Source organism: Polynucleobacter necessarius, assembly GCF_900095185.1.
GTDB lineage: Bacteria > Pseudomonadota > Gammaproteobacteria > Burkholderiales > Burkholderiaceae > Polynucleobacter.
Genome location: NZ_LT606948.1, coordinates 968,827 through 985,626, shown reverse-complemented (window position 1 = coordinate 985,626; position 16,800 = coordinate 968,827). Strand labels below are relative to the sequence as shown.

General features: G+C 40.7%; 19 protein-coding genes and 5 pseudogenes. 16 read left to right on the top strand and 8 right to left on the bottom strand.

The features are described 5' to 3' along the window. Nucleotides 1-71: 71 nt before the first annotated feature. From DXE31_RS05620 to DXE31_RS05610, 3 genes and pseudogenes are all read right to left on the bottom strand, one after another. Nucleotides 72-803 carry an ABC transporter ATP-binding protein gene (locus DXE31_RS05620; RefSeq protein WP_114698127.1) on the bottom strand — a complete coding sequence of 244 codons (732 nt, stop codon included), beginning with the start codon at nt 801-803 and terminating at the stop codon, nt 72-74. Between the two features lie 30 nt (nt 804-833). Further along, nucleotides 834-1,511: pseudogene (locus DXE31_RS05615) on the bottom strand (ABC transporter ATP-binding protein); the annotation flags it as partial. A 92-nt stretch (nt 1,512-1,603) separates the two neighbouring features. Continuing rightward, nucleotides 1,604-1,765 (bottom strand): annotated as a pseudogene (locus DXE31_RS05610) (lycopene cyclase family protein); the annotation flags it as partial. 111 nt (nt 1,766-1,876) lie between these two features. Here DXE31_RS05610 and yjgA point away from each other — a divergent pair. Beyond that, entirely contained in the window at nt 1,877-2,404 is a 528-nt protein-coding gene (gene yjgA / locus DXE31_RS05605; protein ID WP_114698126.1) for a ribosome biogenesis factor YjgA, read from the top strand. Nucleotides 2,405-2,519: 115 nt separating this feature from the next. On the opposite strand, the gene DXE31_RS05600 is transcribed toward yjgA, so the two are convergent. The 4 genes from DXE31_RS05600 to DXE31_RS05590 all read right to left on the bottom strand — a co-directional run bounded on the left by DXE31_RS05600 (nt 2,520) and on the right by DXE31_RS05590 (nt 4,691). Then, nucleotides 2,520-2,933, bottom strand: coding sequence for a hypothetical protein (locus tag DXE31_RS05600; RefSeq protein WP_162785546.1), 414 nt, complete (start codon nt 2,931-2,933; stop codon nt 2,520-2,522). A gap of 530 nt (nt 2,934-3,463) precedes the next feature. After that, the gene (locus DXE31_RS12855) at nt 3,464-3,628 is read right to left on the bottom strand and encodes a DUF308 domain-containing protein (protein ID WP_415078082.1); all 165 of its coding nucleotides are present in this window, start codon (nt 3,626-3,628) and stop codon (nt 3,464-3,466) included. Between the two features lie 25 nt (nt 3,629-3,653). Next, nucleotides 3,654-3,797 (bottom strand): hypothetical protein, encoded by a 144-nt coding sequence (locus DXE31_RS10305; RefSeq protein ID WP_197712156.1) that lies wholly within the window; start codon nt 3,795-3,797, stop codon nt 3,654-3,656. Nucleotides 3,798-4,013: 216 nt separating this feature from the next. Further along, entirely contained in the window at nt 4,014-4,691 is a 678-nt protein-coding gene (locus DXE31_RS05590; protein WP_114698124.1) for an alpha/beta fold hydrolase, read from the bottom strand. 141 nt (nt 4,692-4,832) lie between these two features. On the opposite strand from DXE31_RS05590, the pseudogene DXE31_RS11250 reads away from it, so the two are divergent. From DXE31_RS11250 to DXE31_RS05565, 7 genes and pseudogenes are all read left to right on the top strand, one after another. Then, nucleotides 4,833-5,411 (top strand): annotated as a pseudogene (locus DXE31_RS11250) (tripartite tricarboxylate transporter substrate-binding protein). Continuing rightward, entirely contained in the window at nt 5,398-5,667 is a 270-nt protein-coding gene (locus DXE31_RS05575) for a tripartite tricarboxylate transporter substrate-binding protein (RefSeq protein ID WP_114698121.1), read from the top strand. Before DXE31_RS11250 ends, DXE31_RS05575 begins: the two are co-directional and overlap by 14 nt. Nucleotides 5,668-5,682: 15 nt before the next feature. Further along, nucleotides 5,683-5,829 carry a hypothetical protein gene (locus tag DXE31_RS09745; RefSeq protein ID WP_162785545.1) on the top strand — a complete coding sequence of 49 codons (147 nt, stop codon included), beginning with the start codon at nt 5,683-5,685 and terminating at the stop codon, nt 5,827-5,829. Nucleotides 5,830-5,879: 50 nt separating this feature from the next. Next, nucleotides 5,880-6,137: pseudogene (locus DXE31_RS12850) on the top strand (amidohydrolase family protein); the annotation flags it as partial. Nucleotides 6,138-6,150: 13 nt separating this feature from the next. Then, nucleotides 6,151-6,276, top strand: coding sequence for a hypothetical protein (locus DXE31_RS12060; RefSeq protein WP_269460589.1), 126 nt, complete (start codon nt 6,151-6,153; stop codon nt 6,274-6,276). 2 nt (nt 6,277-6,278) lie between these two features. Next, nucleotides 6,279-6,485 (top strand): hypothetical protein, encoded by a 207-nt coding sequence (locus DXE31_RS05570; protein WP_114698120.1) that lies wholly within the window; start codon nt 6,279-6,281, stop codon nt 6,483-6,485. Nucleotides 6,486-6,629: 144 nt separating this feature from the next. Next, a complete protein-coding gene (locus DXE31_RS05565; protein ID WP_231969397.1) occupies nt 6,630-6,863 on the top strand; it encodes a hypothetical protein in 234 nt (77 codons plus the stop codon). 95 nt (nt 6,864-6,958) lie between these two features. Here DXE31_RS05565 and DXE31_RS05560 read toward each other — a convergent pair whose 3' ends face one another. Then, nucleotides 6,959-7,228 (bottom strand): hypothetical protein, encoded by a 270-nt coding sequence (locus DXE31_RS05560; protein WP_162785474.1) that lies wholly within the window; start codon nt 7,226-7,228, stop codon nt 6,959-6,961. A gap of 264 nt (nt 7,229-7,492) precedes the next feature. Between DXE31_RS05560 and DXE31_RS05555 the strand changes: the two are divergent. The 8 genes and pseudogenes from DXE31_RS05555 to DXE31_RS05520 form a co-directional block, all read left to right on the top strand. Next, nucleotides 7,493-8,831: pseudogene (locus DXE31_RS05555) on the top strand (nitrite/sulfite reductase); the annotation flags it as partial. A 124-nt stretch (nt 8,832-8,955) separates the two neighbouring features. Next, nucleotides 8,956-9,762: a uroporphyrinogen-III C-methyltransferase gene (gene cobA / locus DXE31_RS05550; protein ID WP_114698118.1), complete on the top strand. Its 807-nt coding sequence runs from the start codon at nt 8,956-8,958 to the stop codon at nt 9,760-9,762. Between the two features lie 157 nt (nt 9,763-9,919). Continuing rightward, nucleotides 9,920-10,270, top strand: coding sequence for a hypothetical protein (locus DXE31_RS10300; protein WP_197712154.1), 351 nt, complete (start codon nt 9,920-9,922; stop codon nt 10,268-10,270). A 618-nt stretch (nt 10,271-10,888) separates the two neighbouring features. Next, nucleotides 10,889-12,139, top strand: coding sequence for a class I SAM-dependent methyltransferase (locus DXE31_RS05540; protein WP_114698117.1), 1,251 nt, complete (start codon nt 10,889-10,891; stop codon nt 12,137-12,139). Further along, nucleotides 12,136-13,056 (top strand): GDP-mannose 4,6-dehydratase, encoded by a 921-nt coding sequence (locus tag DXE31_RS05535; RefSeq protein ID WP_114698116.1) that lies wholly within the window; start codon nt 12,136-12,138, stop codon nt 13,054-13,056. The genes DXE31_RS05540 and DXE31_RS05535 overlap by 4 nt, the downstream gene beginning before the upstream one ends. 19 nt (nt 13,057-13,075) lie before the next feature. Next, nucleotides 13,076-14,104 (top strand): glycosyltransferase family 2 protein, encoded by a 1,029-nt coding sequence (locus DXE31_RS05530; protein ID WP_114698115.1) that lies wholly within the window; start codon nt 13,076-13,078, stop codon nt 14,102-14,104. A gap of 86 nt (nt 14,105-14,190) precedes the next feature. Then, nucleotides 14,191-15,471 (top strand): glycosyltransferase WbuB, encoded by a 1,281-nt coding sequence (locus tag DXE31_RS05525; RefSeq protein ID WP_269460588.1) that lies wholly within the window; start codon nt 14,191-14,193, stop codon nt 15,469-15,471. 95 nt (nt 15,472-15,566) lie between these two features. Then, complete coding sequence (locus tag DXE31_RS05520) at nt 15,567-16,238, top strand: sugar transferase (RefSeq protein WP_114698113.1); 672 nt, start codon at nt 15,567-15,569, stop codon at nt 16,236-16,238. Nucleotides 16,239-16,800: the final 562 nt, after the last annotated feature.

Genomic DNA, 16,800 nt, shown 5'->3' with positions numbered 1-16,800 from the left:
TTTCTCAATTTGAGTCTCCAAAAAAGGCCCTTGATTCTAAGGGCCTTTTTAATAACGCATGGGAAGCTTAACTACTGAATGGCCACAGCACCACCCAAGTAGGCAGCCTTCACAGCTAGATCATCTTTCAGTTTCGCGGCAGGTCTATGAGTCGCAAGCTTGCCGTTCTCAAGAACATAGCCATAATTTGCCCCGTTCAAGGCAGCAGCAAACTGCTCCACCAGCAACATCGTCACACCTTGTGACTTCAAATTAGAAATGATCTTAAATACCTCTTCAACCAAAATAGGTACGAGGCCCTTGGATGGTTCATCCAAGAGAATAATTTCGGGATTTAACATCACGGCACGAGCCATAGCCAACATCTGTTGCTCGCCACCAGACAAAGTTTTAGCCAATTGATTACGACGCTCCTGTAGACGCGGGAACATCTCGCGAAATTTCTCAAGATCGTTCTTGATGTCGCCTTTTGGACGGCTACCCGTAAAGCGTGGAAATGCGCCTAACAATACCTTGTCCGTCACTGACATCATGGTTGCGAATACACGGCGACCCTCAGGGCTATGAGCCAAACCTAAGCGGGCGATTTTATGAGAGTCATAACCATCAATTTTTTCGCCGCCTAGAGTAACTTCGCCACCCGTTGGCTTCAACATCCCTGTGATAGCGCGCATGATGGTCGTTTTACCAGCACCAGTTGAGCCAATCAAAGTAATGACCTGATCTTTAGGAACATCAATCTTGGTGCCATGCAGGACTTTAACTTTGCCATAGCCTGCTTCAAGATTCTTAATAGCTAACATGGTATTTACCGATTCAATATGTTCTAGTGATTAAGTACCCAAGTAGGCATGAATCACCTTCTCGTCTGCCTGAACTGGAGCTGGTTTACCTTCTGCAATCTTCTGACCGAAGTCCAAGACAGAAACCGTGTCGCAAACTGACATCACCACATCCATATGATGCTCAATCAGGATGAAGGTAATACCGTTGTCGCGAATCTTACGAATAATACGCCAGAGCTCTTTAATGCCAGGAGCCGTTAGGCCTGCTGCTGGCTCATCCAACAATAGCAGCTGAGGATCTAATGCCAAAGCACGGGCAATCTCGAGTCAACGTTGCTTACCATATGGCAAGTTACACGCCTCTTCGTATGCTAAGTCATCTAAACCACCGAACTTGTGCAATGCAATTGCACGAGCATGCGCCTCAGCTCCTCCTCTCTTATAACGAGGAAGATTCAGCGCAATTTCAAACATATTCGACTTAAAGGTGTGATGCAAGCCAACCAAAATATTTTGGATAGCAATCATTTTACCTGCATAAAGTACGTTACCAGCGGTTGGAGTGTAGATACCAGTCAACACGTTCATCATCGTGCTCTTACCAGAACCGTTTGGACCATTCAAGCCATGAATAGTGCCACGCTTAATGCTCAAATCAACATTATTCAATGCCTTTAAGCCACCACACCGCATCAAGATAGAGTCGCCTTTTAAAAGCTCAGCACCCGTATTTTCATTGGTCACCTTACTAATGACGCTGATGGAATCGTCAACCACTTCAGCATCGCCACCACGAGTAGTTTTGGCTTTGCCAAGACTAAATACCCAACTGGAATATGTATCCAAATGCAGTTATCGTTCTTACCCGCCTCGATTAACAATACCCTTTTATTCAGATTTTCTGTCAAACGTTTGGCTAACATGCAGCTCGCACTACCTGCCCCAACGATGATGTAGTCGTAAGCATTTAGTTTGGTCATGTTCTTTGCGTCTGATAAAACGTTATTTTTGATAATTAATTACTATTAATTACTAATCTAACAAATTAGACACCCAGATCCATCATTTCACTACTCGTCTAAAATAGAATCATGCACATTAATGAGAAGAATCGCACTCCAAAGCTGGTCGACGTCGATGAGGGACCCAGCAAGTCGGAGCTAAAGCGCCAAATGACCGAGCGCCAGAAATTGGCGGAAGTGTTGGCTGCGCTCAGCAGTGATGCATTAAAGACTATTCCTCTTGATAAAGCCATCAAGACCGCCATTGCAGAAACTAACAAACTCAAGAGTTTTGAGGCGATTCGACGTCAGAAGCAATATCTTGGCAAACTGATGCGCTTCTTAGATGAAGAAGAGCGAGACGCGATTCAAAAGCAATTGGATGCCATTCAGGGGGCGAGCAAAGTAGAAACTGCCAAGCTTCATTTTTTAGAAAGCTATCGCGATCGACTCATCGCAAATGATGAACCATTCACTAAGATGATCGAGCAATTTCCTGATATGGATATTCAGAATATGCGCACTCTCATTCGGAATGCGCGTCGCGAGAAAGAACAAAACAAGCCGCCTAAAGCCTACCGCGAAATTTTCCGTGTTCTGAAAGAAATAGGTCCCTAATCTTTTTGATTAGATCAATAGATCTTGAGTTTATTGGCAGGCACTTCTATCCAGCAATATACGTAATTGGCAACAAATATACTCCATATAAGTGCACCTAACATCAAAGCAAACGCTATGGCACCATTCTTGTACGCTTCTCAGCCCAATGCAATATATAAAGTGTATTTGCCAACAAAATAAAGGTAAAGTTAATGAGGAAGGCACAGTAAGAGCGCTGACTACCCCAGGTAATCACTTTTAGATAAATACTGTTAGTCCAATTTTTTGGGTACCGACTATCACCCCATACGTATAAAGTCAACGCCACAAACCAAACAAAGAAGTTTCTCAACCAAATTTGCTGTAACGAAGCGGCTGCAATGATCAGCCCTATCAGAAGGAGGACAAGCTTCACCATGCGCCGCACACTTATATCCTGAAATTGACTTGCTAAATACGCTAAGACGCCTAAACCATAGGAACCAATGAAATAAATAAAATAGACCTCATAGTCGCTTGAGCGATGAAAGAACAATAAAGAGCACACAGCTAAAACACTAATTCACCAAATCAGCGACTGATATCATGTGGACTAAATTTTTTATTGGCGTAACGACTTAATGACTGAGCGGCTAAATAACCCGCCATAACTAAAAAGACTTGCACTGCATACTGCCCATACTCAAAGAGCCAAGTCACCTTAACTCAGGGAGAGCGCGGCGGGCATCTTCTGCAATCTGGCCATAACTCGAGAGGTGATGCAGAATAATCATCAAGGCTGCTAAGACCTTCAAAACATCAATCAGAAAAAGCGAGGATGTTTACTTCAAGAATTACTTTGATTTGGTCTTATCCATAAGGGAAGCTAGCAAGGGATTGGAACCCGCCAGGACTTTTTCTTCTCTGCAGGGGCGTTTTTCATATCCTGCCCCGTTTTTCAAGCTAAATTCTTATACAGATCGGTTTTTTCATTGCCATGCTGAAGACTCTTTGCTCTGCTGGGTCACTTAGTTAGTGAGCGCGCAGCTAAGCCCATAAACAATAAAGACCAACCTTGTAACAAGAGTTCAATGGCAATCAATAGCCCACAGGAATCCATAAACTCGATTCTGGATAACCGTTCATGATCAGCACTCCCATAAGAATGGAGATCGCCGAAGAGATCACCATCCAGCACCATGCACGAAAATGACGATGCTGAAATGCAGAAATTAAACGCAATGCGCCAGTTACAAAAAAGATAGCAGCTAACCAGAGCGTAATGGCCTCAAGCGCTGGGATTGGAAATGCCTAAGACATTTATTGAGACAAAAGAAAACAGGGTTTGACCTGCAATACCGATCATACCTAAAACGATAAACAAAATACCAAGGCCAATTAAGGCTGCTGGAATTTTGACGGCTGCACCCAATACTGCAGTACGGATCTCATTGATCTGGTTTGCATTCAGTTAGGTCATCTTGGTACTTTCTTTTTAAATGGCAAATTACAAAGTGTTGCTAACTAAATCAATAAATTAACGTACAGTTTTATTAAAAGCCTCTGGCTGTTCGATATTCGATAAATGTGCCGCATCTTCAAGAATCGCCATTTTCGAATGCTCGATAAGGCGATGTAAAACAATTCCTTAATCTACTGTACATGCAGGATCATATCGACCTGACAACACTAAAGTAGGCACTTTGATCTTGAACAACAATGTACTTTGAGCCATATCACGTACCGCACTTCCACAGGCAATATAGCCCTGTACATTGGTACCTACAATCATTTGGCGTACTTTTTCAATTTCTTGAGGAGCTCGCGCAATAAAGGGTGCAGTAAACCAACGCTTGATAGTGCCATCAACTAATCCGGCAATTCCTTGATTACGCGCTATCTCAAAACGCTCTTCCCGCAAACTTCGTGGTGGCATTGCAGCTGCTGCGGTATTACAAAGACTTACAGAGAGAATACGCTCAGGGTAGCGCGCGCCCAACTGCTGACCAATCATGCCACCAATGGATAAACCCATAAAGTGGGCTTTTTCGATTTCCAACACATCTAACAATCCAACCGCATCGTCTGCTAATTGCGCAATACTATACGGACCGGCGCTAACACCAGACCCACCATGCCCTCTTTTGTCGTCACGCAATACACGGTAGCGATCGACTAAAGCTGGGACATTGCCATCCCACATACTGCCATTTGCCATCAAACTATTTGCTACCAATAAAACAGGTCCGTCCTGAGGATCATCAAAACGATAGGCAATATCCACACCATTGACATTGGCTATCTGCTGATTCTGCATTTGAGTCATCTATCCCCACCTTCTCTTGGTTTTTTATTTGTATCTATTGGCTTATCTATTTATTCAATCGTGCGTATTCATCACTATTTATCTATTTTCCAGGGCATGTTAAATTAAATTACGAAACTATAAAAATAGTAAGGAGACACGATGTTCACAGCACGTCAACGCGGCACCTGTACCGACCAACTCAGCACGGTAATCCTCACGCTTGGTCTTGCTCTTGGCATGAGTCTTAGCTATGCGCAGAGCTACCCTAACCGCACTGTAAAAATGATTGTTCCCCTGACAACAGGTTCTGGCGCTGATATTGCTGGTCGTGTTGTAGCTAAAAGCCTGACAGAAACCTGGAAACAATCGGTGATTATTGAAAATCGACCTGGAGTAGGCGACCTTATTGGCACTGGAGTGGTGGTGAACTCTGAACCTGATGGCTACACCTTATGAGTGCAGTCAGCCTCATACGCTGCAAATCCAGCAATTTATAAGAAGCTTCCCTACGACCCCATCAAGAGTTTGACCGATATCGCCATTTTGGGTCAGACACCTTATGTCCTCGTTACCCCAGCTGATGGTCCTTATCAATCGATTCGTGATCTGGTTATTGCTGCCAAATCCAAACCTAATGAAATTTCATTTGCTTCAGCAGGTGTTGGTAGCCAAACCCATTTAGCGGCCGAGTACTTTAATCAAGTCATGGGCATCACACTGGTTCATGCACCCTTATAAAGGTTCACCTGAAGCGACTCAAGATACGATGCCTGGACGAACCGCTTTTTACATGGCCCCATTAGATATAGCGATTGGTCAACTGAAGGGCGGAAAAGTTCGTGCTTTTGGGATCACGAGTAAAACTCGCAATGCTGCTATTCCAAACATTCCCAGTATTGTCGAACAAAGCTATGCCAACTTTGAAATTGGATTGTGGTTTGGGGTTTTGGCCCCAGCAGCAACCCCAACGGCAATTGTGAAGAAAATTAATTAAGACATTCAGCAAGCAATGCAAGATCCTGAAGTAAAGGCTGCTTATGAGAACAAGGGAATTACAGCTACTCCGATGAGCACTGTCGAGTTTTCTAAGTTTGTTCGCGAAGAAATGAGCAAGTATCAAAAGATTGCCAAAGAAGCAGCCATTGAACCGCAGTAATTCAGCGCCACTTTGCCAAGCTCCCAACCCTGAAGTTCGATCACCACAGATTGAATTTCCGGCGGGGGGCAGTAGATTGCCACGCTCATGTCTGCGGCCTTGCTTCTCAATTTCCGTATGCACAAGATCGCATCTATACCCTGCCCGATGATGCTACCCTAGAGAATTATCAATCGCTCTTAAAGATGCTGCGAGTAGATCGCGTTGTATTAGTTCAACCCAGTGTTTATGGAACTGATAACACTGCGATGCTTGCTGCCCTGAAATCCACTCCACAACAATTGAGAGGTGTTGCTGTCATCCCCAGCGACCCCCAAACTAATGAGCGATCAAGAGCTCATGGACTTACATACGGCTGGTGTGCGCGGACTGCGTTGCACTATTGTTGATCTCGCTGATCAGTCAGCAGGACTGCCGATTGCACTAGAGGTAAATGTCATCTTTTAGTTTTGCAAGAAAGAGTATTAAGAAATATAGATACTACCCTCACCGTCATGCTTGGCATCGTTGCGATGCTATTACCACTCGTCGTAGGGCGTCTGTTTTGGAAGCGTTTTGATCCTTACTTCATCAAAAAAATTGATCTTACTGTGCTAGTGGCCTTCATCATCTTATGGATAGGCATGAGTCTTGTATTTACTGGCAATGCTGCTTAATTAATATGAGCGATCAACTCAAAACTATTCTCAGTAAAGCAAAGTTGAACTTTGCTGTCTTGGGCTATATTCTGGCGATTGCAGTAATGGGTAAAGTGAGTAATCCTGAACCCACTAATAAGTATTTTTGTGACTGCAGATCAAGTGTTATCGGATTTATATCTGGTGTTTATCGCGATTATCTTGGGTGCATTTATTCCAAACTTTAAATTAGTCGCATTTGGTTCGATCGCTGCATTCATTGCCGCAGCTGTTTTGATTCAGATGAGAATTTTTACTTACCTAACTACTGAATACGTATTTACTGTATTGATTGTGGTGCTTGGCTTTGCTTCTATTGCCAACCTATACAGACATTATCGAGAGTTTCGTCTGTAAAGTTGTGGATGTACTTAAACAATCGTTTCTAAATTCGGGGGCTTTTTACCTTTTCTTTGCTGTCAGCCCTGACAAGTATTGATTGGGCGGCTCCCCTATCCTACCAGCAGCATAGTCAGACACATGAGCTCCGTAGAAATACATTCTTCTGCCATTTGTTTGATACGAGCATAACTGATCAAGCCAATCGCCACCATTACTCTATTGCCTAAAAAATAACGATTAATCCAGGCACGTGGTCCAGCAGCTATTAGCAACGTAGCTCCAATAACAGGTAGCACGGCTAGCCAAGCTGGGAAACGGCTATGGACATACGTAACCGTAATCCCCACCACTAACATTGCAAGCCCCAAAAATGCAATCAATTGAGGCGCAGCAAAACTGCCAAGGCTCTTAAACCATCCACATCTGGCCTATAAGCCAAGATATGGGAACTGTTGGGGGTATCTTTCAAGAACGACTTAGTATCAAAAGTTCTCGTAATTCTCGAGAATACACAAAAAGAAGTCTCTTAAAGGGGGTTATCTGGCAGCGGGTTCGCAAATCTCTATATGCATTTAAGTTAAATAGAATCAATTTTTTCAGTATTTTGAAGAATATTGAAAACCTGTGACAATCCATCCCTATGTATAAATAAATATGATGCTATCGATCAAACCCTTGTAGATCAACGGGTTGCCCAATTTCGTGATCAGGTTGCCCGGCGTTTAGACGGTAGCTTGGCTGAAGAGGAGTTCCGCCCCCTACGGCTACAAAATGGTCTTTATCACCAACGCCACGCCTATATGCTGCGCGTGACTATCCCTGATGGCTTATTGAGTGCCAAACAGTTACGCACTCTAGCCTTGATTTCAGAAAAATATGACCGCGGCTATGGTCACTTTACGACGCGCCAAAACATGCAATTTAACTGGGTCACATTAGAAGATACGCCCGATATTTTGGCTGAGCTTGCCAAGGTAGAGATGCATGCCATTCAAACCTCGGGCAACTGTATTCGCAATATCACTAGTGATGCCTTTGCTGGAGTAGCTGCCGATGAGTTTGTGGATACTCGTCCGATTTGCAAACTATTACGCCAATGGTCAACGCTCCATCCGGAGTTTGCCCGCTTACCACGCACAAATTTAAATTTGCTGTAAACGGTGCCAAAGAAGATCGTACTGTACTGCTTTGCCATGATGTCGGTATTGAACTTAAGAAAAATCCTCATGTGAATAATGGCGCTCTGACTGCAGATATTTATGCAGGCGGTGGCATGGGTCGCACCCCGATCTTGGGATCACTGATTCAGCAAGATCTACCTTGGAACTTACTGCCACGCTATCTAACAGCATTACTGCGTGTATACAACCGCTTTAACAGAAGAGACAACCTCTATAAAGCCCGTATTAAGATACTAGTCAAAGCATTAAGTCCAGAAGAGTTTGCCCGTCAAGTAGAGGGTGAATGGGCGCATATTAAAGATGGTACTGATAACTTTACACAGGCCGAATGGGATCGTGTTGCACAGCATTTCACAAAGCCTGCTTATCAACATTTACCAGCCCTTACTACAGAGCAGTTGCTTGTGCAACTGTAGGTAAAGCAGATAAAACGACTCAAATCAGTTTCTCGTGCTGGCTAGAGCGCAACCTCAAGCCTCATAAAACCCCAGGTTACGCTAGTGTAATTTTGTCGCTTAAGCCCCATGGCACAATAGCCCCTGGCGATGCAACTACAGCACAAATGCTAGCCATTGTTGATTTTGCTGATCAATACAGCTTTGGTGAATTACGCGTTACTCATGAGCAAAACTTGGTGCTAGCTGATGTGGAGCAAACCGAGCTTTATAAACTCTGGCAAGCAGCTAAGAAGCAAAAGGTGGCTCTATCTAATATTGACTTACTCACCGACATCATTGCTTGTCCTGGTGGTGATTTCTGCTCCTTAGCAAACGCAAAATCACTTCCGATTGCTAAAGCGATTTAAGAACGCTTTGATGATCTGGATTACTTGTTTGAATTTGATTTGTTCTCTGTTACTACCCAAAATAGCTGGCGCGGTAACAGAAGCTTGTTAGCAGCTTAAGCGCACCCGAAATCCTTTTCCCATGAAAGGCAATTCCTCAAATCCCGGTAAAGTCTATTTGGTAGGCGCAGTGGATCTCATTACCGTACGCGGAGCTAATATATTAGCGAAGGCCGATATTGTTTTTTATGACGCCTTAGTCGATCCAGAAATGCTATCGCTTTGCCCACAAGCCCAATTAGTTGCGGTGGGTAAGCGCTGCGGAAAGCTCTCTTCCGCCCAACAATTTATCAATAAACTCTTGGTAGACGCTGCCCAAAAACATCAAGTGATTGTGCGCCTCAAGGGTGGTGACCCGATGCTCTTTGGCAGAGCCGATGAAGAAATTCAGACTCTCAAGGCAGCGGGTATTGCTATTGAAGTAGTGCCTGGCATCACTGCAGCATTAGCAGGTGCGGCGAGTATTCAGCAATCGCTTACTTTACGTGGCATTAGTAGAGGTGTTGCTTTTGTGACTTTGGCACAAGGCACTGAGCACACGGTAAGCAATGATGCTCAAGCTTTACACACCATATCAAGCCCCATCACTAATCATAGCGCAGATACCCTGGTGTATTACATGGGTCGTAAAGATGCTGCGCGCATCGCCAAGCAACTCATCGAGCAATACGTCAACCACTTAGGCAAGCACAATGCACATACTCCAGTACAGATTTTGGAGGTAGTGTCTACACCCCGTGAACGACTTTGGAGTAGCAAGCTTAAAGAACTAGCAGCCGGCAAAGCCGATGATTGGTTTGATAGCAGCTCACCTGCTCTGATTATGATTGGTGAAGCTTTAAAAGACAGTGCTGAAGCCATCCAACTTGAGACATCCTCACTGCATTGATAATGAAGTCATCTTAATTGTATTTATAGATCAATGCTTGTTTTAGACCTTGGTATTAAGTGCTTTAGTGTTGTTTTGCTGTATTTTCTATCACTCCATACTGATTATCGATATTCGCATGTATGGCAACCCTCCTCACTCAGCTTAGCGGTCAAACTTGGTTTATCGCCCTTATGGCAACCGTACTCATTGTGGCGGAGTTTTATCGGCCGTACACCATGTTGAAGTGGTCTATTACCTACCCAAAGTAGAAGATAAAAAAACGGATATCAACTTTCATGCAAAAAAACCGAGTAATCTAAAAACAGGCGTCAGTGTTGTCCTGCTAATTTTGTCGCTGATTGTGGTGGTTGGCTTAGCCGAATTACTCAGTCCAGCAATTGAAGCGGGAGTGAAAGCGGCAAAGGAGTACCTAAAACGATTGTTGGTATTGCAATTGCGATGCTTGTTTTACTACCAGAGGGCTTTGCAGCAGTTAGAACTGCAAAGCCAATCGACTTCAAAGTAGTTTGAACTTAGCTCTAGGCTCGGCGCTAGCCAGTATTTGGCTATCCATTCCCATGATTGCAGCGATTGCCATATTCTTTAACCTGCCACTCAGCCTGGGAATCAGTAGCCTAAACGTCATACTAATGTACCTCACCTTCTTTATTAGGGCATTAACGCTGGCAATAGGCAGAACCCCCTTATTGCAGGACTTAGCAAGCAATCTAAGTCAGAAATATACACAGCGCAACTAGAATTGCTACATTAGATTTAATAAAAATGGTGTTTATAATTAATTCTATTTTGTCTAAAATAGAATTAATTATCTCTATTAATGAAAACTTAATATAAATAATTAATATATATCTCGCTTCTCATACGCGAGAAAAGTATTTATTTGAACTACAAAACTTAATAAGTTTAAGTAGGTAAACTCTGTATTATAATCGATTTGCATTCAATAAATTTACAAGTCTCCATCACCTTCTCATTTATTTTCCACTCTTCGATTATACTATGTACTTAACAATAATATTACTTGGTGCTTATTCCATAAAAAATTAAATCCTACTGCTTGCAACGAAGAATTTTCAAAAACTATTGTGGTGTCACATAGTCACTAAAATTCAAGATCGAAATTATGATTAAAAAAATTACTAAATGTCGGGTTTGCAACAACCCCACCCTCATTCCCCTGATTGACCTAGGAGAGCAATATTTGACCGGAATTTTCCCAAAGTCAAAAAGTGGTGAAAAAATAACGAAAGGGCCTTTAAGGCTTGTGAAATGTCACAGCAAAGATGATTGCTGTGGACTTCTTCAACTTGAGCATAGCTATGAATCAGCGGAAATGTATGGGGAGAATTATGGATACAGATCAGGCTTAAACGCAAGCATGGTACGTCATCTCCAAGATAAAGTTGCCAAAATTAAATCCATCATTAATCTAAGCGCCGGAGATTTGGTAATTGATATCGGCAGCAATGACGGCACCACCCTATCTGCTTATCCAAAAGATTTATTACTGGTCGGTATAGACCCCACTGGTGAAAAGTTTTCAAAGTACTATCCGCCACACATTCATTTAATTCCTAAATTTTTTTCAAGTGACGCTTGTCTAGAATATACCTCAAGCAAAAAAGCAAAAGTTGTAACTTCATTCTCTATGTTCTATGACCTAGAGGATCCAATTAGTTTTGCTAGTCAAATTTCTAGCATACTTGATCCAATTGATGGCATATGGGTGTTTGAACAAAGCTATATGCCACTAATGTTGGAGCGTAATGCATATGACACCATTTGCCATGAGCATGTTGAATACTATGGGTTAAGTCAAATTATGTGGATAATGGATAAAGCTGGCCTAAGGGTTATTGATGTTGAACTTAACGATATAAATGGCGGGAGTTTTTCGGTTATTGCAGCTCTAAAAGAGTCCAACTACACTCATAAAAATAAATCCGTAGAAGCTCTTCTTGAAAAAGAAAAAGAATCTGGACTCGATTCACTGAAACCTTACGAAGATTTTTTTCTACGAACGAACGAGAGTAGGACTACTTTATTGGAATTTATTTCTGAAAAAACCAAGCTAGGTTTCAAATTTGCTGCAATTGGGGCATCAACAAAAGGGAATGTACTACTTCAGTACTGCAATCTTGACGAAACTAGCATTTTCGCAATTGGAGATGTAAATCCTGAGAAATTTAACTCATTTACCCCGGGCACCCATATACCAATTCAAGATGAAAAAATTATCTTAGAGGATGCTTACGATTATTTAATAGTATTGCCATGGCACTTTAGAAGTTTTTTTGAACAAAACCCCTTATTTAAAGGCAAAAAACTTGTCTTCCCTCTTCCAATACTAGAAATTGTTGAAGTTATGCAATGAGAAGAGCTTGTATCATAGGCAACAGCGGTCAAGATGGTACTTTATTGAGCAAATTACTCTCTCTACAAGAGTATAAAGTAGATGGAACTAAGAGTAATGATTTAGATATCTTAGATCCCAAAAAAGTAATTGAATATCTAAACGATATAAATCCCAATGAAGTATATTATTTGGCGGCATATCATCATTCATCAGCATCCTTGCCACAAAATACTACTGAGTTATTTCATAAGAGCATGGATATACACTTTCACGCTCCAGTAAATTTTCTCGATGCCATTATAAAATCTAATCGTCCAATTAAGTTTTTTTATGCTTCTTCTTCGCATATATTTGGGTCAAGTGGCGATGCTATGCACACTGAAAACACGCCATACGCACCCTTAAGTGAATATAGCATTTCCAAAACAGCTGGCATGAGAGCATGCCAGCACTTTAGGGCCAATAAGAATGTATTTGCCAGCACGGCAATCCTTTACAACCACGAATCCCCTCTTCGAAAGCACTCATTTATTTCAAAGAAAATTGCCTCGACTGTAGCAAAAATTTATACTTCTAAGCTGGGCTTGCTAGAGATCGCAGATCTTGATGCTGAGGTAGATTGGGGTGATGCGCGAGATTACGTTGAAGCAATGCATCAGATACTACAACTAGATAAAGCGGATGATTTCATAGTTTCAACTGGAAAACTTCATAGCGTTAGAGATTTCGTAGAAGCTGCATTCAATTATGTAGGTTTGAATTATCTTGACTTTGTAGTCACAAAAAAAAATGATGGCTTCAGAGAGTCAATACGAAGACTAGGGGACTTTTCAAAATTAAAAAATGAAACTGGTTGGCAGCCTTCAATTGACTTTAAAACAATGGTTGAAAACATGGTGCAGCATGAAATCAATTTAATTAATCAAAATAGTTAAGAATTTGACGCACTAAGATATGCAAAGAAATCATCCTTACCTATTAACCATTTGTATTGCCACCTACAATCGAGCAGCCTTTTTGAAAAATACATTGAAAGAAATCATTGCTCAAACCCAATTTTATGATGACGTTGAAATTCTTATAGCAGATGGGAACTCAAGCGATTCAACTGAATGTGTAGTAAAGGAATTGACTACCCCCGGTAGCCATCTAACCTACCTTAAACTTAAAGAAAAGGGGGGGGTGGATAAGGACTATGACCTAGCAGTCCAAAATGCTCAAGGTAAATACTGCTGGCTATTTACTGATGATGACTCCATAAAAGCAAATGCGATTAGTAATATCCGCGGCTTTCTACCAGAAAATTCGGATCTTGTAATTATAAATTCTGAAATTTGCGATTACCACCTAAACCACATTCTAAAGAAAAGTGCGCTAGGGACGCAAGAAAATATTAACTTGAGTTTTAAGGCTGTAGGTAGAGACACTTTTTTCAAACTTTGCGGGCCTTATATTTCATTCATAGGCTCTATCATTATTAAAAAAAGTTTATGGATCGAGTGCCCTAGGCATAATTTTTATGGAACAAGGTTTATTCATGTTGGTGTAATTTCAACACTTAAAGAAACGACGAACATTCTCATACTCTCTGAACCATTCATAAAAATACGACTAGGAAATGCTGAATGGAGCCACATAAGCTTTAAGGTGTGGGCTAATTTATGGCCCAATTTAATTTGGTCCATCCCATGCATCGAAGAAGTAACAAAGAAATCAATTTGTCTCAAGGATCCATCTAAAAGTCTTAAATTTTTGTTTTGGCTGCGAGGATTAGGCTGCTACTCCAAAAACGAATTTATAACTTCCATAGCACCACGACCGAATTCATTAAACAAAATATTAGCTGCCTGCCTTGCTTATTTGCCACAGTCTATTCCACGCTCAATATACTATATCTATGGCCTGGTAAAACGGGATGATCTATTGGTATATCAAGTATCTAAAGGTAGAAATTCTCAAAACCAATGGCATTCTTCTGAATAAAAAAATTTACGTTCAATGCTGCTTTTAGCATTTTGAAAATCAGCTTTTTTTGTCTCATTTATCGATAAAACTCTCAAAACATCATCGTGCGCATACTCCTTTATAGTGTGAATTTTTTTCCAGAGATTGTTGGCATAGGTAAATACTCTGGTGAGATGGCTTTTTGGCTTGCAGAAGCAGGGCATGATGTCAAGGTGGTTGCCGCTCCACCCTACTACCCGAAATGGAAAATCCATAATGGATTTTCTGGATTTTGGTATCAAAAAGAATTACATAAAAGAATCTCTCCAAAAGGAGAGAGCTCAATATCAATTTATCGCTGTCCAATTTGGGTGCCATTAAAGCCTACTGGATTTAAGCGCATAATACATTTAGCCAGCTTTGCATTAAGCAGTATGCCCATAATGATTATGCAAGCATTTTGGCGCCCAAATATTGTTATGGTTATTGAGCCACCGCTTTTTTGTGCACCAACGGCACTATTCACATCTATTCTATGTAATTCCAAATCATGGATTCATATACAAGATTTTGAAGTGGATGCGGCTTTTGATTTAGGGCTTTTAAGAAATACCCTACTGCGTAGGGTTATATTATTTGCTGAACGAATCCTTTTAAGAAGCTTTGATAGAGTGTCAACCATCTCAAAAAGCATGCTTAACAAATTAGGACAAAAAGGCATTCGCCATAATAAAATTAGATCATTTCCCAACTGGATTAATGTAGATGAAATTCATCCATTGCGATATCCTAATTTTTTTCGAGCAAGCCTCAAAATCCCCAATGAAACTTGTATAGCGCTTTATTCAGGCAATTTAGGTGAAAAGCAAGGATTAGATGTAGTTATTGATGCCGCTCGGATCATAAAGTCTGAAATAAAAATTCTTTTTGTCATCTGTGGCGAAGGTGTTGCACGAGAAAGCTTAATTAAATATGCGAAGGATGCAAAGAATATCCTATGGCTTCCCTTGCAACCATCTGAAATATTTAATGAACTTTTAAATTTTGCAGACGTGCATTTACTACCCCAGCGTAAAGGCTTAGGTGAATTAATGATGCCCTCAAAATTACTGGGAATGCAAGCTAGTGGAAGACCAATAATAGCAATGGTTGAACAAAATACTGAATTAAAAGCAGCAGTATCGAAATGTGGCATTGTTGTAAACCCAGGTGATTTTGAGGGTTTAGCAGAAGCGTTAAAATATTTAGCAGAAAATCCCGATAAACGACTGAAAATGGGATTAGCCGCAAGAAAACAGTCGATGAATTACTCAAAAAATAAAATCTTGAGTAATTTTGAGGAGGAACTAAAGTTGATCAACAATACTTTAATCAAGTATCTTGATAAAGATAAAGATCTACGTTAGTGGAAAATCTGCCCTTATAATATTATGATGGTTAATCTAAAAGCACTTCGACAGCCTAATAGATTGTTTGTTTAGGACTCGCTTTAAGATATTCCATGAATATACAGATAAAAACAAAAAGAATTCTCGATATAGTTATTGCGAGCCTACTTCTTATTTTATGTATTCCTATTCTCGGAATTACAGCAATAGCCATACTCATAAAAGAGGGTCGACCTATTTTTTATGTGTCTCAGCGCCATATCTCCAAAACAGCAAAAATATCTGTTGTTAAATTTAGAACAATGCAACATGATGCGAAATCTCCAAAATATAATTTAAACGAACGGTTCATGCGTGATGGATATCTAGATATACCGCTTGACTGCGAAGTGTATACAGGAATTGGAAAATTTTTAGAAAGAAGTCAGATTGTAGAAATTCTACAGTTATATAATGTTCTTTTTCATCGCATGAGCTTGATAGGTAACAGACCATTACCCGAAGAAAATCTACTCTTATTAAGTAATTTTCCATACTGGGAAATGAGATTCGGAAGTCCAGCAGGAATGACTGGCATCACTCAAATAGTTGGAAAGCATAATCTGAATCCAATCGAGAGATTGGAGCTTGAAATTTTGTATACCAAAGTCTATCTAAATGGGAATGTCTTATTATGCGACCTAAAAATTCTGTGGGGTACCATATTAATGATTTTCATGGGCAAAACAATTTCTCACAATAAGGCTAAAGAGATCTTAAATAAATGCCAAAAAGCCCGCCTATAATATTAGGGCATAATATACTTATGCTTGGGGCAAGCTCCAAAATTGGTTACGAAATAGCGCTTAAGTTTGCACCCAAAAATACGCTGCTATATCTTTCTGGAAAAAATAGTTCAAGCCTAAACCTGATAGCAAATAAGTGCCTAAAAAACAGAGCTGAAAGAGTATCCGTAATTTGTAGCGATCTTTCCTACGACAGCGATCAATTATTTGAATTACTTGGCCATTCTCCAATTAATCTTAATATTAACCTAATTTCAGCCACATTTCGAATTAGAGGCAGTAATTTCCTCCCCAGATTTTTGATACTTACATCCAATCCGATTTATTGACGCCAATTCAATTGGTAAGAACAATTTCAAAAAATTTAGATAAACATCCAGACGTAATTTTTATACCCTCAATATTGGCCTCAATAAAAAGTCCCGAAAAAGAAATATATAGTTCTTTAAAGAAATTACAAGAATTGTATTGGGAATACTCTATTCCGCCAAGATCATGGCGGGTCATTACTGATTGTAAAAGTTGGGACAAGGATTCCTCATATCAATTCTAACTATAAAGC